The organism is Prevotella marseillensis (assembly GCF_900625065.1).
Taxonomy (GTDB): Bacteria; Bacteroidota; Bacteroidia; order Bacteroidales; family Bacteroidaceae; genus Prevotella; species Prevotella rara.
Genome location: NZ_UYXY01000001.1, coordinates 421,931 through 447,562 on the forward strand (window position 1 = coordinate 421,931; position 25,632 = coordinate 447,562).

Consider the following 25,632-nt stretch of genomic DNA (forward strand, 5'->3'; position numbering starts at 1 on the left):
TCCTTTAGCGACCTCTGATACTTGAATGACCTCTGTTTCTTTGGCGACCTCTGTTCCTTTGGCGATGAAATCCATTATCAAAGAAATATACAATGAAACAATTCAATCAACTTGTATGCGGAAACCCAAACATCTTCCGCTCTATCCAGCGTTTTTCTGAAAAAGCAGTCAACCGCCTCATGGTCTGCAGTGCGGCACAGAAATGCCTCATGTTCATCTTTGCCCTTACGATATCGGTCGGTGAAGCGATGGCAGGCAGCAAGGGGGCCGCAGGTTTTACCAAAGCCACGCAGGAAGTGAGTTCCTACCAGACTCCGGTGTCAAATTTGATGAAAGCGATTGCGGCCGTTATTGTGCTTGTAGGGGCGTTTAACGTCTACTTCAAGATGCAGAACGGTGACCAGGATGTCAAGAAAACTATCATGCTGACGATTGGTGGCTGTATCGCATTTATCGCTCTTTCTGAGGCTCTTCCGCTCTTCTTTAAGTAATCCAATCTGTCAATATACTATCCGGAATTATGACGATGAATCAAGAGGGTTATCCCGTTTTCAAAGGCTTGCAGAAACCGCTGGAGTTCATGGGCATACGCGGTCGTTTTCTGACTTTGGCAGCAGCGGCCATCGGTGTGTCGTTCGTGGGTTTTATCGGTTTCTCCATCGCCTTGGGAAAGCTTGCAGGGTTCATCGCCATGCTGGTGATGGCAGTGGTCGGATTGGTCACCATTTACGTCAAGCAGCGTGGCGGTCTCCATAACAAACGGCGGGCAAAAGGTATCTATGTTTACAAGAATCTGAGACGCAACTCGTAAAATAAAATGAATGATTATGGCACGTACCAAGAAAAGAATATTTGACGGCCTTTATGCGCAGCTGGAGGAAACGGACGGCAATGTCGTCCTTTTTTCAGCCAAGGGGGAACCGTCGGTTATTTTCGAGATAACCAATCCCGTGCAGCAGCTCTGTACCGATGCGGAGCAGTACATGCTCTTTCAGGATGTGCTCTCCAATGTGGTACAGACGCTCGGCGAGGGTTATGCCCTGCAGAAACAGGACGTGCTCTGCAAGCAGTCCTACCACCATGAGGTGCCGGAGGATGCGGAGTTCCTGACCAAAAGCTACTTCCGTTACTTTGAGGGAAGAGAATTTACGGAGATACGTACCTACCTTATCCTCACGCAGGAGGTGCAGCGCAGCCAGTTCGTGCAGTACGACCCGAAGAAATGGCTGGACTTCCATTCCAAGGTTTCCAAGGTGAGCGACATCCTCAAGGAGAAGAACATCAAGCACCGGAAACTCAGTAAGACGGAAGTCGATGAGTATTGCCACCGCTTCATGGCCTTCCAGTTCCGGCATGGCCCGTTCTCCATGACCAACTTCAAGGCATCAGACGAATATCTGAAAATTGGCGACCGGGTAGTCCGTTCTTATCCGCTGGTGGATATAGACGAGATTAACCTGCCTTCGCTGGTGAAGCCCTACACACAGATGAACATCAACGGCTACGGCATCGCCACGGATTTGTTCTCTTTTCTGACGAGTGTGCCCCATGCCGATTGTGTGGTGTTCAACCAGGTGGTACAGATACCGAACCAACGGAAACTGCTGAGAAAACTCCAGGCCAAAGCCAAGCGTCACGGCTCCATGCCCGACCCGAGCAACAAGATTGCCAAGGAGGACATCGAGGAAGTGCTGGACCGCCTGGCGGTGGACAGCACGCAGCTGGTCTATTGCAATTTCAACATCCTGGTGAGCTGCCCGGCAGACAAGGTCACTCCGGTCACTTCCTATCTGGAAACCAAACTGTATGAGTGCGGCATCATGCCGTCCCGTACCGCCTACAACCAGTTGGAATTGTTTACAGATAGTTTCCCGGGAAACGGCTATGCCTTCAATCCGGACTATGACCTGTTCCTTACTTTATCTGATGCAGCTTTGTGCTTCTTCTTCAAGGAACACTTGAAAGGTTCGGAAGATACCCCGCTGACTACCTATTATACCGATCGCCAGGGGCTGCCGGTATGTATTGACATCACGGGGAAAGAGGGCAAGGTGAAGATGACGGACAATGCCAACTTCTTCTGTATCGGACCGAGTGGCAGTGGTAAGAGCTTCCACATGCATGTCATATGGACTAAAACGCATCGAAAAGAACTCCAAACAAAACTTAGAGAAACGTCATAAATAGCTCATTTTCAATACATATTCATTAACATAACGCTCCAACCGCCTATTGCGAGTTTCATCCGTTTATAGTAATTTTGTACCACAGTTGTACCATGGGCAGAGGGACACACGGTTCTTAATGAGGGTTCTTATTTCCTCTTATTTCCCCTTGTTTCCTCTTAAAAGTTTCCGTCAAGGACCATCCCCCATGAGTCACTGCAAAATTCAAAAATAACGGTAAAAATGAATACTACAACTCGCATTCCAATCGTGCTGATGTCCGTAGAGGAAACAGCGCAGGCAGTAAGCATCAGCGTCAAGACAGTACGCAGTCTTATTCGTCAAGGCAGGCTAAGAGCCGTAAATTTCGGTACACGCATGACCAGGATCTATTTGCAAGACCTTCTTGAAATAGCCAAGGGACAAGGTTATCAGGTGGTTCTCCCTTCTTCCCTATCGTTAGAAGGAGCAACGTCCAAGAAAGCACAGAGGCTAAAAGATGCCGAGACTGGCTCAGTCAACAAGTTGGCAAAGTGTCGCAAGACTCCCAGGGCTGGTGAAAGAGCACCTGATGGAGTAACCCACGACACCCATTACACAATGGCAGAGGTGTTGAGCACCTTTAATATCAAGTATGGAAGATTCTATGAAGTCCGCAATCGTTACCAACTCCAGTCAGTTCACGCATGGGGAACGACCTGCTTCAAGAAAGAAGACGTGGAAAGGGTTATCGGGCTTTATAATGAAGAACAGGGTAAGAACATTTCCGATGACTGGTACACCTGCTTCGACATCATGAAACTCTACGGATTAGGCAAGACACAGGTACGCAGATTTGCGGAGACCCATGGAGTGAGAATCCGAAAGTTCAAAGGCGGAAGAGCCAACTACTATCTGAAAGCAGACTGGGAGGCTGCACGCAAGAAGGCAGAGAAAAGCAGTACTACGACCAAGGCAAAACGGAAGTGAGACACAAGTCAAGAGATGGTTCAAACAAACTCATATACGACCCATGCCGTTGCAATTGCTATGCAGCACCCATCCATGTCGGTCGAAACAAACCCACAACGCAGAGTAACGGATATAAGACAAAAAACGCATCCAATACCTGCTTTTAGTCTGATTTTGAGCGTAAAATCATACTCAAAAGCAAATTCAGGTTAAATTCTGGCTGTATTTGAAGCCATCTTTGCTTTTCTCTTTTCACGGCAATCTAACTTTGCATCGGATTTGAGAGTTAAAGCGTTGCGACCATGGCTATTCGCATCCACAGATACACATCGGTAAGAATAATAAAAGAATAACAATATGACGAACATTTGTACAAAGGTCACCGTGCGGAAACGACCTATCAAGAACGGACAGACTTCCCTCTATCTGGATTTCTATCCTCCAATCCGCAACCCGAAGACAGGCAAGCTCTCACGCAGGGAGTACCTTGGTCTTTACATCTACACCAACCCTGTTGAACGCTTTCAGCAGGAGTACAACAAAAGTATGATTCAGAAAGCGGAAATCATCAAGTGCCGCAGGACTGAGTCCATCATCAATGAGGAGTATGGCTTCCTCGACCGCAACAAGGGCAAGGAGAGCTTCTTGGAATATTTCAAGAACCTCATGATTGAGCGTGGCAGCAGCCAGAACTGGGCAACCGCCTACATGCACTTCCACAATTACACGCATGGCGAGTGCCGCTTCTGCGACCTTACCGTTCCGTACTGCCAGGGATTCCTCGACTACCTGTTGTCGGATGCCTGTATGCACAACGGCAAGCGCATGATGGGAACAACAGCCAACAACAACCTTACCAAGTTGAAGTGCATCCTTGCCATCGCATACGAGGACGGACTGCTCAAAGAGAATATCGCCAAGAAACTTGTGCGTGCCAAGGCTCATGGCAACAAGCGGCAGTTCCTCACCAAGGAAGAGTTGTTGCAGTTGTCTCAGACTCCTTGCAAGAGTGATGTCCTTCGCCGTGCAGGTCTCTTCTCCTGCCTTACAGGTCTTCGCCTTTCTGACTGCATCAGACTCCAGTGGGAGAATATCGTCAAGTTGGCTGATGGCGGCTGGGGAATGGACATTATCACAAAGAAGACTTCCACCGCTGCAATCCTGCCTATCAGCGAAGAGGCTTTGCAGCTCTGTGGCGAGCGAAGCACTGGACAGGTGTTCAAGAATCTCACGAACAGTACAGTGGCATTGTATCTCAAACCGTGGATAAAGGCTTCCGGCATCGAGAAACACATCACCTTCCACTGCTTCCGTCATACCTTTGCCACCTTGCAGTTGGCAGAGGGAACGGACATCTACACCGTGAGCAAGCTGCTTACCCATAGCAATCTTGCCACTACTCAGGTGTATGCCGATGTGGTGGACGAACTCAAACGTGATGCGGCAGAACGTATCTCGCTCAAAATACCAACAAAGGAAGAGAGTGACCAGACATAAGTGAAAAACATAATCAGGATAACAAATGGAAGAAAACAAATCATTATCGTTCGACCAACTGCCCAGTGCAGTTGGCGAACTTCTGACAAAGGTCAATACGATGATGACTCGTCTTGATGACATTGGTCAGAGAATAGGCAATGCTCCGAGCGAGAATGACCATGTTCTTATGGACATCAGAGAGGCAAGTGCCTTCGTCCGAAAGAAAGTCTCATCGCTTTATGCTTACACATCTGAAAGGCGCATTCCTTTCTACAAGAGAGGGAACACGCTCTACTTCTTCAAAGACCAGCTGATAAAATGGATTGAGGCAGGTGGCTCATGGGACAAGCCTTACGAATCGACCCAGGAGGAACAGGCAGACTTCGAGGCTCATCTGGCAATGTTGCAGAAAAGCAAGAAGAACAAGCCTGCCTCCATGAAGAGGGTCAAGGGCGAGAAAAATCCTGATGGGGAAGAATGGCATGACGGATAAGAGAATCATGTAATCTACTTTTTACGAAAGGGGAAAGAGAAACTATTCATTCTTTCTTTGCTGAGTAATCCGTTTCACTAATAATCAGTTTTTCAAGATGAGTAACCAAAGCATAAAATACGGAATCCTGCTGACCAAGGAACAGCTCGATTTCTTGAAGGATGACAGGCAGGGCTTCCACCGCATGACCGCCTTCGGCACTTTTGTATCAATGGCATCCACCAAGCCAAGTGTTTATCTGAAGACAGGCTTCTCCGCTTCTCTCTCCATCGGGCAGTTTGCCATCTCTACCGTTGAGCTGTCTGCCCTTTGGAAGTGTGACCGCAAGACAGCGGCAAAGGTGGTGGAACTGTTCAATCAGGTGGGCATCCTCTCAACCGAGAGGAACAACCGCACCTCCATACATACGATACTATGCATCGCCTTCTGGTACGTTGACGGCATCAAGGAAGCCATCAAGAACCCCTTCTACAACCGTCAATCCGTGACTTCCGCCACCCAAGAGGAATCGGTGTCCAATGTCCCATCCGATACCGCTTGCTCTTCGGAAGGCAATCTTTCCAATGGCATAGGTCAGCAGAAAGACAGCAGCGTCAATCCTGCCACTACTGACATTCTGCAGCCCCATGTTCCTGCCTCTTATAATACCTCTTCCCCTTTCGTTAATTCTCATGTTATCGGGGATGGACTTTCAGATCCTTCTCCGATACCACAAGACTTCAAACAAAGGGAAAAGGAAGGTGATGACCATTTTGAGTATGAGGTTGGACAGCCGTCAGAAGATGACTGCAATCAAGGAGAAGGGGCATCACCCATTGAGTTGCTGCCGTCTCCTGTCTATGATGACGAGGGCAACCTCTTGCAGCCACCGCCCCATGAAGGACGATGCGAGGATCACACGGAGAGACATGGCGCGCATATCACCCCAAGTCACTCATGATGTCATCTCTACTTTTCCCTTATTTCGACTATTGACGTTCCCGACAGGCAAGCTATCCAGAAGCCGCTACCTCTATTAGCCGTAGTTTTTTTTCGGAGGTCTAAACAAGAAGTACCAGTGTCAGACGGTTTCGCTTCGCCCACCGCTTCCTACTGGCATTCTTGAATGTTCGCAGGCTCACATTGGCTGTCCTGTTATATCAAGTATAAACTTTATAAACCCCATCTACAATGACAAAAGACAAGAATAACAACACGGAGAAAACCTCAAGGAAGAGACCTCCGAAGACCAGACACATTGACGTTCGTTTCACAGAAGAACACTACGACTTGGTAGTACATAATGCCCGACTGTCAGGCAGGAGCAAGAGCACATATCTTCATGACTTAGGCATCGGACACAAGCCATCCCTACCCATGACCGCAGAGCAGGAGGAAGCCTTGAAGGGCTTAATCGGGGCAAGGTCTGAACTGGTTTATGTGCGCAATGCGCTTCATGCCCTGCCACAGACCGAGAGACTAAAACTCTTCAAGAGAGCCGACTTCATGGAACGTTGGCTTCAAGGCATCAACACCCTGATAGAGGAATTGAGCCGCATTAGAGACAAATTCTTGGATATGTTATGATAGCAAAAGCGTCAGCAATTCAGCATGGTCAGGCAATGACCAATTACGCAACCAAAAACAATCGCGCGGACATCGTCAAGACCAACCATCTCAGCGAGGGTCTGCCGCCGATGGGCATGTGGGACGAGATGGTGCTGCATCAGTCCATGTTCAAGCAGAGGTATGCCAAGAAGCCCATCGAACTGACGTCCATCCGCTTTGAGCTTTCCCCATCTGAGGAGGAGGCACGTAACTGGACTATGGAGGACTGGAGAAGATTCCTTGACGAGTTCATTCGTGAGATGGATGGTATCTCCAAGGTGAACCACATCGGCAAGAAGAAAGGCAAGGCTGCAACTTCGGTCAAGCCGACCAACATAGCCAACTCACAATATTTTGCCGCCCTTCACCGTGACTCCAAGAGTGGCATTCCCCACCTGCATCTGGTGGTGAACCGCATCGACATGGACGGTAATCTCAATGATGTGAAGTTCATCGGTGAGCGTGCCGTGATGGCTGCGAAAGCCATCAATCAGCGTCATGGTTGGAAGGATGCCATGGATATTCGTCAGGAACGCATTGCAGAGGTGACCAAAGCCTGTATGGATGTGCTGCGTTCAATGCCGTTCTTTGATTGGGATGAATATGCCGACCGATTGAGGGCAAAGGGATATGACATCGAGCTTATCCGTGACAAGAATGGTCAAGGCAGGGTGCATGGCTACCGCTTCAAGTTCGGAAAAACTACCATCAAGGCTTCCGAACTGGGTGTAGGAAGGAATCTCACCGCATCGAAAATCGGGAATACCTTCCGCAAGCTGCACCCTCAGCCAACACCTGTTGCAGTTGGTCAAAGACCTTCTCCTTCTGTTTCAAACGCTACCACATTGGACAGCAGAAATACGGCATCGCAAGGTGGTCTGTCTCGTACAAGCAATGTTGCCAAACCTGACCTTCCTGCCGGATTGAGAAAGATTATTGAAGTCGATGGTGAGCGTTTCAGCATAGTCATGCCGAGAACTGCTTACGACACGATGAACAGTTGTATCGAAGTTCCCGAGAATGGATCCGCAAGCCACACTGACATTCTGAATGTAGCCATGCTGCTCTTCATGAACTACCTTGATGCTGCCACATCGATGTCTGAGTCATGTGGTGGCGGTGGCAGTCCTGGCAGTGGCTGGGGACGTGATAAGGACGATGATGACCGTGAATGGGCAAGACGTTGCGCAATGCAAGCAAACACACTCTGCAAGCCGATAAAGAGAGGCATGAAACGATAACTTTTCAAACAAGAACGGTATGGGAAGAAACAAGAAAGATGCCACACAGGATGTGCTTAACCTGTACAATCAGATGCAGGAGGACGAGAACATCGAGAGTGGCAAGGAAGAAATCAAAGTGACCCTGAAAGAGATTGAATCAGCCAAGAAAGCACTCTATGAGGCAAAGGAGGAACTGGGCAATGCCTATCGGAGGTTGGAATCAACGAAAGTGGCACTTATGGCTGCCCACAGGAGCACGGACAACATCGTGGATAGTATATGCCATGCCATAGTCAAGGCAGAGCAGAGCAACCTCAAAGTCGGCATCAACGATGAAGGAGTTGCCCAGTTGGATAAGCGGAACAACACCGCCATTTCTGCTTTCAAGCAAGCCCTTGACGAGCATGAGAAGCGGATAAACGACCTGTTCACTCACCAGCAGAAAGAGCTTAAACGAATCCGCAATATCGAGGAGGGTGCATACTTCAACGGTAGCACCTATGCCTGGATGTTCGGCTTGGCTTTCCTAAGTTGGTCTATCATCTTTGTTGAAATCACCATTTGGATATGCATCACACTTTTTTAGAAAACTCAAAACATCAGAATCATGACAGACAACGAATACAGCAAGGCAAGAAAAGCCGCTGTTGATGCCCTTATCTACTGGGCAAAGACAGGCATGAGAGAGTTCACCATGCGTGACGCAGTAAACGACTATCTGGAGGCGAGCGGTGCTAACCGCCCCTCCATCGGTGGCGAATAGACCATCCTTGCACACAGAAAAAATGCAGCCAACCGACTGGCGATTGACTGCATATACAATTCATTTTGCAATAAGATTACTTACTTTCCCTCTTTTCCATCGGTTTTATTAGATGAGTTTGTTTTTGTAGTTGCTGTTTTTGATGAGGTTGCTCGTGGAAGAAGAGTTGGATTAGAGCCTATTGACCAACGATTATTCTTCGGTTGCGACGGAGGAACATTTGTGTTTGTGCGACTGGTTTCTTTTCGCTTTTGTTCCGCTTTTCTTTTTTCCTCTGCTCTTCTCCTCGCATTTTCCCGTTCTAAAGCAATGCGATTACGTTCATTAATCTCATGAAGACGTTGATTGTTTATCCTTTGTTGCTCTTGTTGGAATCGTCTCTCATTTTCTTTTCTAATTTGTTCATTACGTTCTTCTTCAAGATATCCTAAATTCCGCAGCATTTTAGTTTAACTTATTTTATAAGTACCTGAGCAACAAAAAGTTGCTCAGGATTTTGCTATGTCAGATTTTTCACCTATCTTAGTGTTGCAAATCAAAATATGTATCAAACCCGACAGACATGGCAAAGGTAGCAATAAAATCTGAGAAACTCTCTCCTTTTGGAGGAATTTTTTCAATAATGGAGCAATTTGACTCCAATCTCTCATCTGTAATCGACTCAACCCTCGGTATGAGATGCAGGCTGTATGGTTATCAATACAGCGAAATCATCCGTTCGCTTATGAGCGTTTATTTCTGTGGCGGCTCATGCATAGAGGATGTCACCACTCATCTGATGTACCACCTCTCGCTTCATCCGACACTTCGCACATGCAGTGCCGACACGATTCTCAGAGCCATAAAGGAACTGACCCAGGATAACATTTCCTACACATCCGACACTGGCAAGACCTACGACTTCAACACGGCAGACAAGCTGAATACACTGCTCCTCAATTGCCTATTGTCCACAGGGCAACTGAAAGAGGGCGAGGGGTATGACGTTGACTTCGACCACCAGTTCATAGAGGCTGAGAAGTATGATGCGAAGCCTACATACAAGAAGTTCCTTGGTTATCACCCTGGCGTGGCGGTTATTGGCGACTTGATTGTCGGCATTGAGAACAGCGACGGCAACACAAATGTCCGTTTCCACCAGAAGGACACGCTGAAGAGGTTCTTTGAAAGGTTTGAACAGAACAAGCTTATTATCAACCGTTTCAGAGCTGATTGCGGCTCGTGTTCTGAAGAGATAGTGGAAGAGATTGCTAAACACTGCAAGACCTTCTATATCCGTGCCAACCGATGCAGTTCGCTCTACAATGACATCTTTGCCCTCAGAGGTTGGAAGAAAGTGGAATTGGGCGGCATTGAGTTTGAGCTGGCCTCCATTCTCATCGAGAAATGGAAAGGGAAGGCATACCGTCTTGTGATTCAAAGACAGAAGCGGATAGACGGCGAACTCGACCTGTGGGAAGGAGAATACACCTACCGCTGCATCCTTACAAATGACTACGAGTCTTCCGAGAAAGAGATTGTCGAATTCTATAACCTCCGTGGAGGGAAGGAACGCATCTTCGATGACATGAATAACGGATTCGGCTGGAACAGGCTTCCAAAATCCTTCATGGGAGAAAACACGGTGTTTCTTCTGCTTACGGCACTCATACGCAACTTCTATAAATTCATCATGGCGAGGCTTGACGTGAAGAGGTTCGGACTCAAAGCAACAAGCCGCATCAAGGCGTTTGTCTTCAAGTTCATCTCTGTGCCAGCCAAATGGGTCAGGACATCAAGGCAGTATGTGCTGAATATCTATTCATGCAACAACGCTTATGCTGATGTGTTCCAGAATGACTTTGGATGACACCGACAACTTATGGTCGTGATTTTGCGTATTGCCTCAAGTCGCATGGTGGGGTAAGGGGATTTAATGCGTCTTTGTGGCGATTTTTGCTGCGTTGCACCCTCTTTTGCCACAGTGTCGCTACCTTTTTGACCTCTGTGTCATCTTATGAGGGCGGTTGCGGATTTGAGGTTGAACTTTTGTGCAATGTTGAAGATTAGTAATTCTATTCAACATTTGTGCTAAAAGTCGGCTCCATCGCCAATTTGCCAGCCGTTATGCGGCAGCTTAAAAAAAGACGACACCAAACCAAAAAAATCATCTTGACAACCACCCGACTTTGAACTACGAAGGATGAAATTTTTCAGGGACAACTTCCAGCATTTCCAAAAAACAGTTTAACCATTGACTTGGAGACAAACAAACAATTTGAGCATTAAGGTTTAAACCGAATTTTTCCGAAATTGACCTGACCTGACTTTTCCTGAAAATCGACTTTAAAGCTGTTTTTACAGATAAATCAGGTTTCTCTAACAGACAGGAAATAAATGCTAAGTATTTGGCTTTAAACTTAAAATCAAAAAATAAGTGTTTTCTTTTAATGTTTAACAGGGCTGATTTGACAGTTGGCGGTGGCAAGAAACTTTCAGGACCTACCTCATAGACAAGTTTCAAATCAAAAAAAGTATGATAGAAAACGGTATATGGATTGTAAAGCTTCCTCGAAAATAACTTTTGTGTAGGTTCTAATTGAAGGACAATGGAACCTCCCAGAAAATTTCCAAGACTCTCAAACATCAGGATTTTGAAAATATCGGAAGTAATGCCATAAGGAATATTTGACACCACTTTGAAAGGAAATTTCGGAACTGCAAAATTCCTAAAATCACAACCGACAACTTGAACATTTCGGGCATCAGAAAATAATTTTCGTAAATGTTCAACCAAAGCTGTGTCGTTTTCAATAGCAACAACATTGTTGGCGATTTTTAATAAATGAACAGTAAGAAACCCCTTGCCTGCCCCAATATCTAAAACCGTATCCTGATTACTTATATTTGCTTGTCTTATTGCATCTTTTATTAGCACTTTATCAATAGTAAAGTGCTGACCCGTAAAACGAACGGGCAATTTCTTTTTTGTCATCCTTAATTCCGCAACACTTTGATTTAACTTTATTTATAAGTACCGGAGCAAGTTCTGCTACAAGTACCATGACATGTGTTGAAGCAACTGTTCATACAACGGTTGTTACATCCTGCGCATGACATTGCATTTGCAGTTTCTGACAAGATAGGACTTGACAGGAGAGCTGCACCAGCCAAAATAGGCAGAGCACCTTTAGCGGCTCTCTTAAAGAACTCACGACGAGACTGAAGTTCTTCATTCTTACCATTTTTCTTCATAAAATAAAAAATTTAAATTAAACAATATGCCTTTCGGCATTATTTGACAATCTCAATAAAATCAGTAGGAATATACGCAGTAGCGACAAGGCACAATCCCGAGATCTCAACAACAATTCTTTGTTGTCCTGCTATTCTGGCAACTTTTCCAACCACTCCCTTGAAGTCACCAGCTATTACTCGTACTTTATCTCCACTTTTATAGTGACACTGTTCCGCTGTAACAATGCGTACATGCTCACTATCAGTACTTGTTGCTTTGATAAAATTTATCATTGCATTGTATGGTATAATAAGCGGAGGATTTTTACCGTTTGCCTCTGGAGGAAGCGTCTTATCCAAATAATATTTTATAAAAGAGATTGGGGCATCAACTGTCTTTTTCACAAAACTGTCTGATTGTTCCCTTGTGGCGTATATAAAAAGAAAGTTGGGAAGAAGAGGCTGTTGTATTCGCTTCTTCTTCCCAGCAATCACTTTTAGTACATAGTGCATCGGCACGTATGTCTTAATATCATTCTTCTTTGCTTTCTCTACGGCTGCATTTACCCTGTTATAAGTAGCACGAAGAACAAACCAGTTGTAACCTTCCTGCTGGACATATTCCGAGGACACCCCTGTTTGTGAGCTTTGGGCTTCGGGGGAGACATTGGAGGCAAATCCAATGTGAGGAGGTGAATCGCAACCTCGTTTGGTATGCGCATTAAGCAATGCGTTCATATCGGCTTATATGTCGTTGCTCGTTAATAGCAATATAGACATAAAAAGAGCGTGGAAACGTCTGTTGTCTATTCCACAGTCTGAGGCTCTAGCAATTGCCTATCATAGTTGAACAGACAACGTCAGAGCCCACGCCGATATGAATAATCATTTCCATTAGGAGACCATAATAAACAATTGTTGTGCCCGAAAAGGTACAATCCGTGCTTACAGGTCTCCGCAGGAGCGATATTATCACACCCGGGACATCTACCGTTGGCTTTGCTCAAGACTATGATAACTGTTAATTTGCTAGATTACAGACTGTCTTAAACAGAGCGTTAGTAAACGCCTTCATTATGTCTGGACTATCTTTCCCACCCAATGCCCGCTTTGTACCGCTTTGTCATTATGACTCCGCCATACTCAGCACGGCGTAGGCTGCCTTGTATGCCATCACGAAAGAACACGTCTAACCTCAATGGCTATAAACATGGCGATAATAGTCCGCTGCAAAAGTACAAAGAAAATCTCAATACAACCTCATTTTGTTATGGAAAAGTATGTATAAACCTTAAATTTAACCATAATTAACTAAATTCTTGCTCAAATCTCGTATATTTTGTGTAAGGAAATGGCCTCTTATTGGCGTAAAAAGCAAAAGACAGATGCGAATGTCACATCTGTCATTATTGTTGTCGCACATGTCTTTCTTGAAAGAAAGCCTATGGCTGGTTTATTTCAGAATGATTTTCTCCTTTGCTGGATGACATAAGGAGAATGTACTTTTGCCGTCTTTGTTTGTATAGCAGAAGTCGCATGAATTTATAATATCCATGCCAATCACCACATCATAGTCTGAATTGTCGTTAAGCAGAGCCTGAACATTCAACTCTGCTGTTCCTGTTGGAAGGATAACATGAACAAGGTAAGTCCAGGATTCGACATCACCTCCTGCACTCGAAATAAGAGCCTTGTTCTTCGGTTGTAACCCTAAAGCATTTACAACTTCCTGTGAAATCAATGTATTGGTCGCTCCTGTGTCCCACAATACATTTTCAACTTGGCAATGAACAGGAACAGCCACGTTTGCCGACAAATCTACGGCTGGACAGATAATGACGTTTGTAAGAATAGCCTCTGGCTGGGATTCGTATTCTTTTGTATATACAGCCATTCCTACCTCAACTCAATTTTTCCCGTATATGAAGTTTGTTGAGGAACAGGCTCGTCAGTGATAAGGCGAACCAAACGGACATAACCTGTCCGTGCAGCTCTATTTCCGTTAATGACGGGAGCCTGAACTGCGGTTGCAAAATCTATTGTCTTGTTCTTTATAACTTTCATATACCTACAATTTAAAAAATGTCCCGCTGGGTACGCTGTTCTTATGGGAAGCGAGCGGGATTTGTCAATGCAAAGGTAGGCATTCAATTCCAAAAAACCAAACAATTGGAAGAAAAACTAATCTAACTACCCTAAATTTAACATTTTATCAGGAAAACTACTAAACAATGAATACGTCTTTCAAACGCTATTCTATTGCCGCCGAATTATTAACCTGCATTGTCTATCAGCAATATATGCCGACTGAGATACAACTGAGGTACAAGACATCCATTTTCGCCCAATGTTGAAGCCACCAAGAAGGCTCTCTCATCCCTCTTTTTCTTTTTCGATTGTCACACTCTTTATGGCTGATGGAGGTGGGACTTATTATCAAAAATGCGCTCTTTGGATAGCAATCAGCCAAAATTACCCAAAATATTTTCATAAATAATCTTAAAACCACTTTTTACCCCTGTCATAGTTTTTTCTCTTTGCCGAGTGCTTTGAACTATAGATTTTCGCCTGTTCAAAATTTGTACCGTTTTGAATTTGTTGTTTTCAAGAGAGTGCTGTAGCTCAGCGTGTTAGGAGATATAAAAAGGCTTCCACATGAACAGCGTGGTCAGACAGCTGCTGGAGCAAGAGACGGATGTGGTTATGGTTGATACGGGCGACTCCTATGAAGGTATCTGCGGTTACTACAAGGGCACTTACATATCCTATTCCAAGGAGAAGCCCATCTCCATGAATCCTTTCAAGGTAACAAAGGAAGAGTATGACTTGAACTTCGGGGAAAAGAAGAATTTCTTGAAGTCTTTGATATTCTTGATATTCAAAGGAAACGACTTTCCAAGTAAGATTGAGGACATGCTCATTAACCAGACCATCGTGGAATACTACGAAGCCTACTTCCATCCCTTCACCAAGTTCACCAAAAAGGAACGTGAAGGGTTGAGACAAAAGCTGTTGGTTGCCTCCAAGATGGAAGAAGACTACGACAAGTTTTCCCACAGTATGGAGGACATTGATGCCCAGATTCAGGATGCTGAAATGGACAAGCAGGCGGAAAGCAAGGCACTCATGCTTCCTGCAGAAGCCCGGCGACTCAAACTGCTCCGTCAGTGCCGTTCGCTCTATGCCCTTGCCCAAGATGAAGCTGCCAGCAAAGGGGAAAAGGAACGTGCCCTGCAGATTATCGAGAACTACAAGAAGGAACTCTACAACAACTCCATGCTTATCAAGATAGACAAGCAGATAGACCACATCGAGGAACAGAAACGCAGACTGAAAGTCCGTGAACTGTCCTTCAATTCCTTCTATGAGTTTGCCCTGGAACGCATTCCGCAAATCGTGGCACAGGAGAAGATTCAGTTCAACATCCGCGACTTCGCAGCTATCCTGAAGCAGTTCTACCGGGGAGGCGAACTGGAGATGACCCTGAACTCCGACCTGGACGTGAACCTCTTCGATGAGCAATTCATCGTCTTCGAAATCGACAAGATTAAGGATGACCCCGTGCTTTTCCCGATAGTTGTCTTGATTATCATGGATGTGTTCCTGCAGAAGATGCGCATCAAGAAAGGACGCAAGGCACTCATCATCGAGGAAGCGTGGAAGGCGATTGCTTCACCCACCATGGCAGAATATATAAAATATTTGTACAAAACGGTCAGAAAGTTCCACGGCATTGCAGGTGTCGTTACCCAGGAGTTGAACGATGTGATAGATTCGCCCATTGTGAAGGAAGCCATCATCAACAACTCCGATGTGAAGATACTGCTCGACCAGACCAAGTTCAAGGACCGCTACGAGGACATTGCCGCCATCCTGGGACTGACCCCCATTCAGCGGCAGCAGATATTTACCATCAATGCCCTGAACAACCGGGAAGGACGCAGCTACTTCAAGGAGGTGTGGATATGCCGGGGACAAAACTCGGATGTGTACGGTGTGGAAGAAGCACCGGAATGCTACTGGGCTTACACTACCGAACGCACGGAAAAGGAAGCCCTCAAACTCTATCTGGCCCACTACGGAACCATGCAGGAAGCCATCACGCATATCGAGGCGGACCGCAAACGGGACGGTGGCCATAAGTATCTGGAATTTGCCAGAAAAGTCAATCAACATCAAAAAGTCATGTCATTATGGTCAAGTTAAAATTTGCTTTTTTAGTCATGTTGTTTCTTACAGCATCTATTCAATCATTTGCAGGTTGGCGTGTAGTTGTGGACAAGAACTGCATCAAAATCGTATCGTCCAACCTTGCCGCCCAGAAACTCATCGAGGAACAGCACAATGCCCGGCTGGACACCATCGCCGCCAAGCAGCAGAAGGTGGAACTCTATTCGGTCAGCATGGCCACGATGAAGGAACTCTACAAACTGTCGATGCAGAACATCTCCGGCTTCGGTACGAAGAGCCTGTACTACAAGGAAATCGGCAGCTGCGCCTTCGACATCATCCGGAATGTGCCGGAACTGATAAAGACGGTCAGCAAGGCGAAGTTCACCAACCAGCTCTACTGCCTGACGGAATTGGGAGGGCTGGTGATGGAAACACAGCAGCTGGTGGGCAACTTCGTAAACATCGTGAACAATGCGAGGATTTCCAATCCGCTCAAGGGAGAAGGCACTGCCGAGAAGAAGAGCGACGGCTACAACATGCTCGACCGCTACGAACGGATGTCGCTGGCCAACTCCATCTACACCCACATGAATGAGATCCGCTACAAGGTGGACGGCATGATGCTCATGGCACAGTATGCCACGCTGAATGACCTCTGCTTTGCTATCGACCCCGAGGGATGGGCCAACATGGTCACCATGAAAAACCATGTGGACGGACTGGTATCGGACTGGAACGGACTAGTGGCTGCTAACTAAAAGATGAAAAAGCTATGGAACACTGGAAAAAGAAATTGGGCGCAGTCTGTCTGGTATTGTCCCTTCTGGTGCCGGGTACGGCCACTGCTGTGGTCATCCCCAAGGATCTGCCGACCATTGAAGCGCTGATAGCCCTGCACAAGTGCATCAAGAAGGACGAGGACCAGGCACTGGGCAGAGTGGTCACCAGCTTCGGGGAACAGTCGCTGGTGACGAAAGGTGCCAACAAGTTCAACGAGGTACGGACCACGCTGAACACCAAGATGAGCAATGCCCATTCCTATCTGGTACTGGCCGGAGCCATTTCCTCTACCGCCAACTCGCTCTACATGCTGGTGAAGGAGTACAAGGACTTTACCTCCAACACTTTCAAGCATGTCAAGAAGAAGCCCTTTGTAGGCTGGTACTATGCCGATGCCAACGTGGCGATAGCCCGGGAAGTGCAGCACTGCTACAAACTCTATGCTTCCGTGGCCGCCTCGGGCATCAACCTGATGAAGGCTTCCATGGACGAGAAGCTGAATCTGGTGATGACGCTCAAAGCCACCATCGACAAGGCCCGCTACATCGTGGACAATGCGAACCTCTACTGCTTTCTCATCACCGACTGCGGCTGGAAGCCCGACTACATCTGGGAAATACTCAACTCCAACGTGAAGGACGAGATAGCAAATCGTGTCATCAATCAATGGAACAAAGGATATGCGGTATAGAATTTTATTACTCTGCTTGCTGGGCATGACGATGGCTTCCGGTCTGCATGCCCAGCGAAAGGCCAATGATAAGGAGAAACAGCGGCAGTGGCGCTCCATGGAGAACGGCCCCTGGAATTTCGCACCGGACTGGTACTATTTCTTCCTTCATAAGAAATACTCGGGAGCGGAAATGTACTGGAAGTGGGCAGGATTTCAATCCGGCTTCCGGGTGCGCTTCAAGGAGCACAAGTCCAACGTGAAACGCATCATGCCCACCCGGGTGATGGCGGAAGAGACCCAGCGGCAGAAAATCAAGAAAGTGGAGGAAGAGCGGCAGAAGATGGAGGAACTCTATCAGGAGGAACTGCTCCGCGAGGCAGACCGCAACGTGGATCTGATGTTTCCTTCCTACAAGGACGAGTTCAACCGGATGCAGGACTGTATCACCGACGGACTGCTCTACTGCATGCAGAAAAGCAAGGGCAAGCTCCAGTACCAGGTGGACGAACTGAGCCGTCAGAATGAAATCCTCTGTGCCGACATCGCCTACATCCACAAGATGGGAGTCGGTTACGGACTGGAGAATGCCAAACGGCAGAAGGCTTACGAGGAAGCCCGGCAAAAGATGGAGGAACTGGTCAAACGGACCGCCAACCTCTGTGCAGTGGCTTCCACACACTATTAAAAGGATTATGTAATAAAAATAGAATGAAATATGAATCTACTGTTAGTACCATTAACCATCGGATTGCCTGCCATTGACGAGAGTCTGGACAAGCTGCTGGTCGCCATGGAAACCTTTCCCAATGTGGCGGTGCTGGGGGATGCCGTCGGACTGGCACGCATCATCGGCTTGCTGCTGGCGCTCTGTGTAGGCTCCTACGAATGCTGGATGATGATGCTCGGACGGCGCGGCATGGACGTGATGAAACTCCTGCGCATCATCGGCATTTCCATCTGTATCTCTTCTTCCTCGTGGATCTGTCAGGCCCTGCAGGTTCCCGGCAAAGGACTGGAAACCGCTACCAAGGCCATGGCAAAAGCCAAGAACAAGGAAGTGGCCGCTTTCGAGCTGAAGGTGGCACAGAAACAGAGTGAATACCTCGACCGCCTGCGGCAGGTACAGGACTCCATTTCCACCGCCCAGCAGGTAGCCGCCATCGGACAGGATGCTGCCTGGTGGGACAAACTCATCTACAACGTGGAGAATCTGGGCAACACCATCAACAACTATGCGCAGCGGGCAGCGGTGGCGGCTGAAACCAAGATGAGCGAATGGATCAACGATGTCATACGCTTTGTGGGGGAACTGATATTCCAGATGTCCTACTACGGCATTCTGGTGGCGCAGCGCATCTTCATGGCCATCATGATGATTTTCTGTCCCATCATGTTCGCCCTGTCTCTGGCTCCGCCCTGGAACTCGGCCTGGAGCCAGTGGATGTCGAAGTTCCTTTCCCTCTCGCTGTGGGGCTTTGTCACCTATATGTGCATCTACTACATTGACTTCATCCTGCTCTATAACCTGCAGCAGGACCTCATAGCTTACAACCACCTGCTTCATGGTTCGGTAAACTCCTGGGAACAGATCGGCGCACTGGGACTGCAGGGTATCGGTTCCAACTGTATGTATGCCATGGGGATGCTGGTGGGTGCCTATATCATCCGCTTTGTGCCCGAAGTGGCTTCCTGGCTAATTCCGGGCGGTGTCAGCTCCGGTGCAGGTTCAGCAGCCGGCAGTACCGTGATGGGCATGACAGCAATGGCAGGAGGTATGGCAGGAAGTGTGGTCGGCTCTGTAGCCAGCGGTGCCGCTTCTCTGGTCAGACCGGGCAAATCCAAGAACAGCAACAACAAGAAGTAATCACTCAAACCATTCCCTATGCTTATAGAATCCTTAGCACAGAAAACGAAACTCGCCCTGATGACGGTGCTGGCCACGATAGGTGGCTGCACCCTCATCTGCGGGTTCACCGTCTGGTGCTGCATCTCGCTCGTGACAAAAGAACGGGAGCAGATTTACATACTGGACGGTGACATTCCCTTCCTGGCACAGCGTGCCCAGTTGGAAGCGAACTTCACGATGGAAGCCAAGGCGCATATCCAGCTCTTCCATCAGTATTTCTTTAACCTGCCTCCCGACAACGACTACATCAAGTGGACGGTCGGCAAGGCAATGTACATGGCAGATGGTACTGCCCTCAAGCAGAAGCAGGCATTGGATGAGAACGGATTCTATTCCGACATCATCTCCTCTTCAGCGGTGTGTACCATCATGTGTGACTCCATTCAGTTCGACGAACACGAACGGAAGTTCACCTACTACGGAACGCAGCTCATCAAGCGCCGTACCCGGGACTTGAAACGCTCCATGGTTACTACAGGCTACATCGAATCAGTCCCCCGTACCCGAAACAATCCGCACGGTTTGATGATCACGAACTGGAGGACACTGGAGAACAAGGACCTCGATTACTAACATTTAGAGAATAAGTACCCCATGAAATCATTTAGAAAGACACTTCAGGAAAGCAGGCTCAAGACGCATCACTTGATACGCTCCTGGCTGCAACCCAAGTTGAGAGCCGTCGGCACCAGATATCGCCTGGCAGGACGCATCCGTCTGGCTAACATCTGGGCAAGGAAGCATCCCAAACGCACCTTTGCCTATGTCACCGGTTCGCTCTTTTTCCTGCTGGCAAGTACCGTGGCTATTGACAGCATGACCTTGTCAGACAAACGTGAGCCGGATGTCAGCAGCATTGCCCAGTTGGAACCCATCTTTTCCGGATTCCGTACCATTCAGACAAACAAGAGCGTACACCGTTCCACGCTAACAAAGTTGACCCATGAAGGGCAGTTGCTTAGGGAGGAACTGGACTCGCTCATTGCAATACCGCGTAAAAGCCATCAGGACTCCATCCACATCGTACAAAGTTACAACCGGCTGGAATCCATCGTCAAATCACTTCAAAACAATGACCATCCATGATCAGAAAAATCAATTTCAAACAGCCCAAGTACATCTTCCCGTTGGTGGTGTTCATTCCCCTGTGTGCCCTGGTGTACTTCGTGATGCAGACCTTCGGAGGCAGCGAGGACGCCCAACAGACGGTTGCCACCGACCGCATCAATACGGAACTGCCGCAAGCCAATGCGGAGGAAGCCGGAGATAAAATGTATGAGATGTCGCGCCGCTTCGGGGACGAAGATGCCTTCACTGCGATTGGTGCCATCGGTGAAGAACAGAAAGAGAACGAGGAACTGGAGCATGGCTACAGCGAAGACGAACTCAACAAACTGGATGCAGCAGAAGCGGAACGGCTTCGTCAGCAACGGGAAATGGAGGAACTGGAGAGGTCGTTGGCCGAGTCCAGAAGACACATCAACTCCTTTGCATACGGGGACAATGCTCCTGGCAGTACAGGAAACTCCCGTACAGGTCAGAGAGGCAATCCTTCCGGAACATCCGAAGGCTATACCTCACAGGATGACTTCGCCCGTGACCTGGAGGAAATCCAACGCAGAAGTTACGAGCGCCAGAAGGCCATTGAAAGCGGATTGGGTATCGGTCGCTTTGACCGGGATGAGTTGGCTGAGAAACAAAGTACTGATTCCATCGCCAAAGTCCGTCAGGCTGAAAAGGAACGCAACCGCCCCAAGCTTGTTATCAAATCCGGTGATACCAATGCGGAGAAGTTCCACACGGTAACATCCCCCGATGATGTAGCTGAAGCCAAGTTGATTCGCGCTATGATTGACCAGACCACCAAGGCAAAAGAAGGAACCAGACTTCGTTTCAAGTTGCTGGATGATATTACCGTCAGCAACACCAAGTTGAAGAAAGGCACCTATCTCTATGGTACAGTGACAGGCTTCGGACAGCAGCGTGTGAAGGCCACGATTACCAGCATTCTGGTCGGTGATAAGTTCATCAACGTGAAGCTTTCAGTATTTGACAATGACGGCATGGAAGGGTTCTATGTACCGGAAAGTTCTTTCCGTGAGTTTGTAAAGGATGCCAGCTCCAGTGCCGTGCAGCAGAACATCAACTTCCAGTCGGAAGATGGCTATGGTTCCGGTATCTCAGGTGAAGCCTTGGCGCTGCAAGCCTTGCAAAACGTCTATAACTCAGCTTCTTCGGCCATCTCGTCCAACATACGCAAGAATAAAGCGAAAATCAAGTACAACACGATTGTGTATCTGATAAATTCGGAGGAAGCAAGGTAAAGGTCAAGAATGAAAATAGGTAAACTATCTTACTAATCACAGAGTAAGTAAGGTTACAAGTAATAGAGTAAGTAAGTTTACAAGTAACGGAATCAACAAATAATCAAATCAGTAAATCATAAAAATTACATAATATGAAAGCGAAATTATTTTTACTTTTCTTCGGTCTTCTAGGTTTTGTCGTACAGGCTGCAGCCAAGGAGAAGATCTACGTGAACAGTGAGGTCACTACCCACATCGTCATGCCAGAAAACATCAAGTTGGTGGACATCTCCACGACCAAGATTATGGGCAACCAGTGTGCCGACAACATGGTACGCATCAAGCCTTATCTAGAGCAGGATTCAGTGAAATCAGCGTTCAGCGAGAATGAGCTCTTAGGCACCATCACCCTGATTGGAGAGCGCCATATCGCTCAGTATGACGTGGTTTATACCCATTATCCCAGCATGGCAGCCTCCATTTTTGAAGTGGTCTATAGCGATACCCAGTCCTATATCAACCCCGAGGTGTCGATGCCCAAGGCCGAAATGGTGCGCTATGCGTGGGCGGTGTATGGCAGCAAACGCAAGTACAACCAGGTGGTGTCTAACGCCCATGGCATGAAGGCCATCGTCAACAACATCTATACCATCGGTGACTATTTCTTTATTGATTATTCGTTACAAAACAAGACGAAGATAGCCTACGACATTGAGGAACTCCGCGTGAAGTTGACGGATAAAAAAGAGACCAAAGCCACCAACTCGCAGACCATCGAACTGACACCGATTTACTCGTTGAACCCGGTCAAGAAATTCAAGAAGAATTACCGCAATGTGCTGGTGATTGAGAAGCTGACCTTCCCGGATGAGAAGGTACTCCGTCTGGAAATCTCAGAGAACCAAATCAGTGGCCGTGTGATTACGCTCACCATTGAATACGAAGACATCCTCAATGCCGATGGCTTTGATTCGGACATTTTGAAGAACTCTTCGTGCTATCCATACTATTACATTTACCGTTAAAACCTATCCGATATGAAGAAGATTTTAATGATTATCTGTTGTGCGTTTGCCGTGCTTTCGGCATCCGCACAGGACAAGAAACTCACGCTGAATGCCGGTTTCCTGTTCCCGAATACCTTGAATGCGATGATTGGTTACGAGCATCCGTTGAGCTATGGCAATGCCGTGGAAATCTATGGTGAAGTGGGGAATCATTGGCAAAAACCCACATGTTGCCGATTCTGGAAGGGCTACTATTGGGATGGCGGATTGGTCTATAAGCAGCGACTGGTACGTTACAAGAACGGCATGCTCCGCTTCCGTTTGGGGCCTCAGTTCGGTGCCACCCAGAAGAAGTTCTTCCTCGGTGTGGAAGCCGGCTTTGAATACAGCTATGTCTTTCAGAACGGCTGGGAGTTTTCGCTGATCCAGAAGAACAACGTCAACTTCCTGCATGGAGATACCTTCCGCAACGGACTCTTACTGGGTGTGAAGATTCCGTTCTGATTATCGTTTAACGTGTATTTTAAATGCAATAACAATGGCATTCGAAGAAACCCGGGAACAGCAACAGATGTACAACTACTTCCGCAGTTGCATCTACATCTTTCTCATCATCGAGATTGTGATGAATCTTCCTATTACGGCGGATAACCGTGGCACGCAGTTTATTCTGGACCTTCTGGCACGCTTCAAGGTGTTCAACTCCGTATCAGGCTGCAAGGTGGCTGAGCTGATTTGCATCTGTGTAGTCTGCATCGGCACCAAGGCAAAGAAGGCATTGAAGTTCAACGTGAAGACGATGGTCATCTATCCGGTGCTGGCCGGATTGACATTGGTCGGCATGTGTTTTATCTTTCACGGCATGAATATCGGCATGAGCTGGTTTGGCTTCCCAGCCAACCGCATCCTGTATGCGCTCTGTTCGGTGGTAGGTACCATGCTGGTGCATCAGGGACTAGATGGCATTGCCAAGTACTACAACTACAAGGTGGGTGAAGACCGTTTCAATTTCGAGAACGAATCGTTCCAGCAATCAGAAACTCTGGTAGACAATGACTATTCGGTGAACATCCCGATGATTTACTACTGGAAGCAGAAGATGCACAAGGGCTGGATCAACATCATCAATCCTTTCCGTGGGACGATTGTGCTGGGTACACCGGGTTCGGGTAAGTCGTTCGGTATCATCGATCCTTTTATCCGTCAGCACGCTGCCAAGGGATTTGCTATCATGTGCTACGATTTCAAGTTCCCGACGTTGGCCAAGACACTTTTCTATCAGTATTGTAAGAACCGCAAGGCAGGTAAACTGCCGCAAAACTGCGGCTTTCGCATCATCAACTTCACGGATGTGGAGTATTCCGACCGCATCAATCCGATTCAGCGCAAGTATATTCCGGACCTGGCGGCAGCATCGGAAACCGCTGCTACTTTGCTGGCTTCCCTGAACAAGGGAGGCGGTGAAAAGAAAGGCGGTTCGGAGGCGTTTTTTACCAATTCGGCAGAGAACTTTTTGGCAGCCATCATCTATTTCTTTGTGAACTTCCATCCGGTAGGCTTCAAGAATGGCAAGAAGCTGAAACGCTATGTTTCCCTGGCACCAGACTCCGAAGTGGTCATACCCGAGGGAAATAAACTGGAATTGGTGATACGGAATTGGGACGATTACCATGCCCTCGATGAAAAAGGCAACACCATCCTGGACTTTGTGGACAAAGACGGCAACGACGTGTCAACGGATGAAGACCGGATGTTTGTAGATTTAAACGGCTTCTCGTATTTGGACCGGACGGGTAAACAAGTTCACATCGAACGCTGTTGGTACGAGGATGATAAAGGCAAGGAAGTGGAGCCGGACACTATCACAGGGGAGTATTCGGACATGCCGCATGTGCTTTCCTTCCTTGGCAGGTCTTACGACCAGGTGTTCAACATCCTCATGCAGGACGACAAGATTGCTTCCCTCATGGCGCCCTTCAAGAGTGCCTACGAAAACAAGGCGAACGACCAGTTGGAAGGTATGGTGGGTACCCTTCGTGTCAATGCCGCCCGATTGGTATCTCCCGAAGCCTACTGGGTGTTTACGGGAGATGATTTCGACTTGAAGATTTCGGACAAGGCAAATCCAAGTTATCTCGTGATTGCCAACGACCCGGAGAAGGAACAGGTCATCGGTTCATTGAATGCACTGGTGCTGAACCGATTGATTACCCGAGTCAATTCCAAGGGCAACATCCCGGTGAGCATCATCGTGGATGAGCTGCCTACACTCTACTTCCATAAGATAGACCGCTTGATTGGTACGGCTCGCTCCAACAAGGTAGCGGTGACCTTGGGCTTTCAGGAGTTGCCACAGCTGGAAGCGGACTACGGCAAGGTGGGCATGCAGAAAATTATTACGACCTGCGGTAACATCTTCATGGGTGCTGCCCGTAACAAGGAAACGCTGGAATGGGCGCAGAATGATGTGTTCGGTAAGGCGAAGCAGACTTCCCGATCCATCTCCATCAACGACAACAAGGTATCGACCACCATTTCCGAGAAGATGGATTACCTGGTGCCTGCCGCCAAGATTGCGGACATGGCAACCGGTTGGCTGGCGGGTCAGGCTGCCCGTGACTTCACGGCTACGGACGACAGCATGCTGAACCACTTCGACATCGAGCAGTCGGAGGAGTTCAAGACCACGAAGTACTTCTGCAAGACGCACTTCGACATGAAGAAGATTAAGGACGAAGAGGACCACTATGTACCGCTGCCGAAAATCTATGAGTTCAAGAACGACCGCGAGAAGGAAATCATGCTGAACCGCAACTTCAAACGGGTGAACGAGGAGGTGGACAAGATGGTCAAGGAACTGCTGGGTATGGCATAACCACCTTAAAGCAGTATCTTTACAGATAAACGTAG

At 47.6% G+C, this 25,632-nt stretch carries 27 protein-coding genes and 1 pseudogene; 23 read left to right on the plus strand and 5 right to left on the minus strand.

Annotation, left to right across the window (positions count from 1 at the left end; genetic code table 11):
- Positions 1-179 precede the first annotated feature (179 nt).
- The 11 genes from EJL04_RS01810 to EJL04_RS16290 all read left to right on the plus strand — a co-directional run bounded on the left by EJL04_RS01810 (position 180) and on the right by EJL04_RS16290 (position 8,661).
- On the plus strand, positions 180-491 hold the full coding sequence (locus EJL04_RS01810) for a DUF4134 domain-containing protein (protein ID WP_071122897.1): 312 nt from the start codon (positions 180-182) through the stop codon (positions 489-491).
- 29 nt (positions 492-520) lie between these two features.
- Complete coding sequence (locus EJL04_RS01815) at positions 521-811, plus strand: DUF4133 domain-containing protein (RefSeq protein ID WP_071122477.1); 291 nt, start codon at positions 521-523, stop codon at positions 809-811.
- A 16-nt stretch (positions 812-827) separates the two neighbouring features.
- Positions 828-2,183, plus strand: coding sequence for a TraG/VirB4 family ATPase (locus tag EJL04_RS01820; RefSeq protein ID WP_277595983.1), 1,356 nt, complete (start codon positions 828-830; stop codon positions 2,181-2,183).
- A 225-nt stretch (positions 2,184-2,408) separates the two neighbouring features.
- Complete coding sequence (locus tag EJL04_RS01825) at positions 2,409-3,134, plus strand: helix-turn-helix domain-containing protein (RefSeq protein WP_048317560.1); 726 nt, start codon at positions 2,409-2,411, stop codon at positions 3,132-3,134.
- Positions 3,135-3,473: 339 nt separating this feature from the next.
- On the plus strand, positions 3,474-4,613 hold the full coding sequence (locus EJL04_RS01830; RefSeq protein WP_048317558.1) for a site-specific integrase: 1,140 nt from the start codon (positions 3,474-3,476) through the stop codon (positions 4,611-4,613).
- Positions 4,614-4,638: 25 nt separating this feature from the next.
- On the plus strand, positions 4,639-5,088 hold the full coding sequence (locus EJL04_RS01835; RefSeq protein ID WP_048317556.1) for a helix-turn-helix domain-containing protein: 450 nt from the start codon (positions 4,639-4,641) through the stop codon (positions 5,086-5,088).
- Between the two features lie 97 nt (positions 5,089-5,185).
- Positions 5,186-6,028, plus strand: a complete 843-nt coding sequence (locus tag EJL04_RS01840) for a hypothetical protein (protein ID WP_048317554.1) — start codon at positions 5,186-5,188, stop codon at positions 6,026-6,028.
- A gap of 230 nt (positions 6,029-6,258) precedes the next feature.
- Positions 6,259-6,654 carry a plasmid mobilization protein gene (locus EJL04_RS01845; protein ID WP_048317552.1) on the plus strand — a complete coding sequence of 132 codons (396 nt, stop codon included), beginning with the start codon at positions 6,259-6,261 and terminating at the stop codon, positions 6,652-6,654.
- Positions 6,651-7,916: a relaxase/mobilization nuclease domain-containing protein gene (locus EJL04_RS01850; protein ID WP_048317550.1), complete on the plus strand. Its 1,266-nt coding sequence runs from the start codon at positions 6,651-6,653 to the stop codon at positions 7,914-7,916. Before EJL04_RS01845 ends, EJL04_RS01850 begins: the two co-directional genes overlap by 4 nt.
- Before the next feature lie 19 nt (positions 7,917-7,935).
- Positions 7,936-8,484 (plus strand): hypothetical protein, encoded by a 549-nt coding sequence (locus tag EJL04_RS01855; RefSeq protein ID WP_048317548.1) that lies wholly within the window; start codon positions 7,936-7,938, stop codon positions 8,482-8,484.
- A gap of 21 nt (positions 8,485-8,505) precedes the next feature.
- Positions 8,506-8,661, plus strand: a complete 156-nt coding sequence (locus tag EJL04_RS16290; protein ID WP_153093198.1) for a hypothetical protein — start codon at positions 8,506-8,508, stop codon at positions 8,659-8,661.
- An 80-nt stretch (positions 8,662-8,741) separates the two neighbouring features.
- Here the strand turns inward: EJL04_RS16290 and EJL04_RS01860 are convergent, their stop codons facing one another.
- On the minus strand, positions 8,742-9,104 hold the full coding sequence (locus EJL04_RS01860) for a hypothetical protein (RefSeq protein ID WP_053078087.1): 363 nt from the start codon (positions 9,102-9,104) through the stop codon (positions 8,742-8,744).
- Positions 9,105-9,223: 119 nt separating this feature from the next.
- Between EJL04_RS01860 and EJL04_RS01865 the strand changes: the two genes are divergently transcribed.
- Positions 9,224-10,510, plus strand: a complete 1,287-nt coding sequence (locus tag EJL04_RS01865; protein ID WP_125103926.1) for an IS1380-like element ISBf11 family transposase — start codon at positions 9,224-9,226, stop codon at positions 10,508-10,510.
- Positions 10,511-10,834: 324 nt separating this feature from the next.
- On the opposite strand, the gene erm(F) is transcribed toward EJL04_RS01865, so the two are convergent.
- The 4 genes from erm(F) to EJL04_RS16295 all read right to left on the minus strand — a co-directional run bounded on the left by erm(F) (position 10,835) and on the right by EJL04_RS16295 (position 13,941).
- Complete coding sequence (gene erm(F), locus EJL04_RS01870; protein WP_002682030.1) at positions 10,835-11,635, minus strand: 23S rRNA (adenine(2058)-N(6))-methyltransferase Erm(F); 801 nt, start codon at positions 11,633-11,635, stop codon at positions 10,835-10,837.
- A 299-nt stretch (positions 11,636-11,934) separates the two neighbouring features.
- Complete coding sequence (locus tag EJL04_RS01880; RefSeq protein WP_049129570.1) at positions 11,935-12,615, minus strand: UpxY family transcription antiterminator; 681 nt, start codon at positions 12,613-12,615, stop codon at positions 11,935-11,937.
- Between the two features lie 715 nt (positions 12,616-13,330).
- Positions 13,331-13,771: a retropepsin-like aspartic protease gene (locus EJL04_RS01885; RefSeq protein WP_048316574.1), complete on the minus strand. Its 441-nt coding sequence runs from the start codon at positions 13,769-13,771 to the stop codon at positions 13,331-13,333.
- Between the two features lie 2 nt (positions 13,772-13,773).
- The gene (locus EJL04_RS16295; protein ID WP_153877556.1) at positions 13,774-13,941 is read right to left on the minus strand and encodes a hypothetical protein; all 168 of its coding nucleotides are present in this window, start codon (positions 13,939-13,941) and stop codon (positions 13,774-13,776) included.
- A 579-nt stretch (positions 13,942-14,520) separates the two neighbouring features.
- Here EJL04_RS16295 and EJL04_RS01890 point away from each other — a divergent pair.
- The 11 genes and pseudogenes from EJL04_RS01890 to EJL04_RS01940 all read left to right on the plus strand — a co-directional run.
- Positions 14,521-16,083, plus strand: a pseudogene (locus tag EJL04_RS01890) (TraG family conjugative transposon ATPase); the annotation flags it as partial.
- Positions 16,071-16,808 carry a hypothetical protein gene (locus tag EJL04_RS01895; protein WP_071122476.1) on the plus strand — a complete coding sequence of 246 codons (738 nt, stop codon included), beginning with the start codon at positions 16,071-16,073 and terminating at the stop codon, positions 16,806-16,808. The pseudogene EJL04_RS01890 and the gene EJL04_RS01895, both read left to right, overlap by 13 nt.
- A gap of 14 nt (positions 16,809-16,822) precedes the next feature.
- On the plus strand, positions 16,823-17,521 hold the full coding sequence (locus tag EJL04_RS01900) for a hypothetical protein (protein ID WP_071122475.1): 699 nt from the start codon (positions 16,823-16,825) through the stop codon (positions 17,519-17,521).
- Between the two features lie 25 nt (positions 17,522-17,546).
- Entirely contained in the window at positions 17,547-18,188 is a 642-nt protein-coding gene (locus EJL04_RS01905; protein ID WP_200800565.1) for a DUF5045 domain-containing protein, read from the plus strand.
- Positions 18,189-18,218: 30 nt separating this feature from the next.
- Positions 18,219-19,367 (plus strand): TraJ family protein, encoded by a 1,149-nt coding sequence (locus EJL04_RS01910; RefSeq protein ID WP_071122473.1) that lies wholly within the window; start codon positions 18,219-18,221, stop codon positions 19,365-19,367.
- An 18-nt stretch (positions 19,368-19,385) separates the two neighbouring features.
- Entirely contained in the window at positions 19,386-19,982 is a 597-nt protein-coding gene (traK, locus tag EJL04_RS01915; RefSeq protein ID WP_005938437.1) for a conjugative transposon protein TraK, read from the plus strand.
- A 21-nt stretch (positions 19,983-20,003) separates the two neighbouring features.
- Positions 20,004-20,495 carry a hypothetical protein gene (locus EJL04_RS01920; protein WP_071122472.1) on the plus strand — a complete coding sequence of 164 codons (492 nt, stop codon included), beginning with the start codon at positions 20,004-20,006 and terminating at the stop codon, positions 20,493-20,495.
- Positions 20,495-21,733, plus strand: coding sequence for a conjugative transposon protein TraM (locus EJL04_RS01925; RefSeq protein WP_071122895.1), 1,239 nt, complete (start codon positions 20,495-20,497; stop codon positions 21,731-21,733). Before EJL04_RS01920 ends, EJL04_RS01925 begins: the two co-directional genes overlap by 1 nt.
- 134 nt (positions 21,734-21,867) lie before the next feature.
- Positions 21,868-22,740, plus strand: coding sequence for a conjugative transposon protein TraN (gene traN / locus EJL04_RS01930; protein WP_125103927.1), 873 nt, complete (start codon positions 21,868-21,870; stop codon positions 22,738-22,740).
- Between the two features lie 12 nt (positions 22,741-22,752).
- Positions 22,753-23,226 (plus strand): hypothetical protein, encoded by a 474-nt coding sequence (locus EJL04_RS01935; RefSeq protein WP_071122470.1) that lies wholly within the window; start codon positions 22,753-22,755, stop codon positions 23,224-23,226.
- Between the two features lie 34 nt (positions 23,227-23,260).
- A complete protein-coding gene (locus EJL04_RS01940) occupies positions 23,261-25,597 on the plus strand; it encodes a type IV secretory system conjugative DNA transfer family protein (RefSeq protein WP_071122469.1) in 2,337 nt (778 codons plus the stop codon).
- The last annotated feature ends 35 nt before the right edge of the window (positions 25,598-25,632 follow it).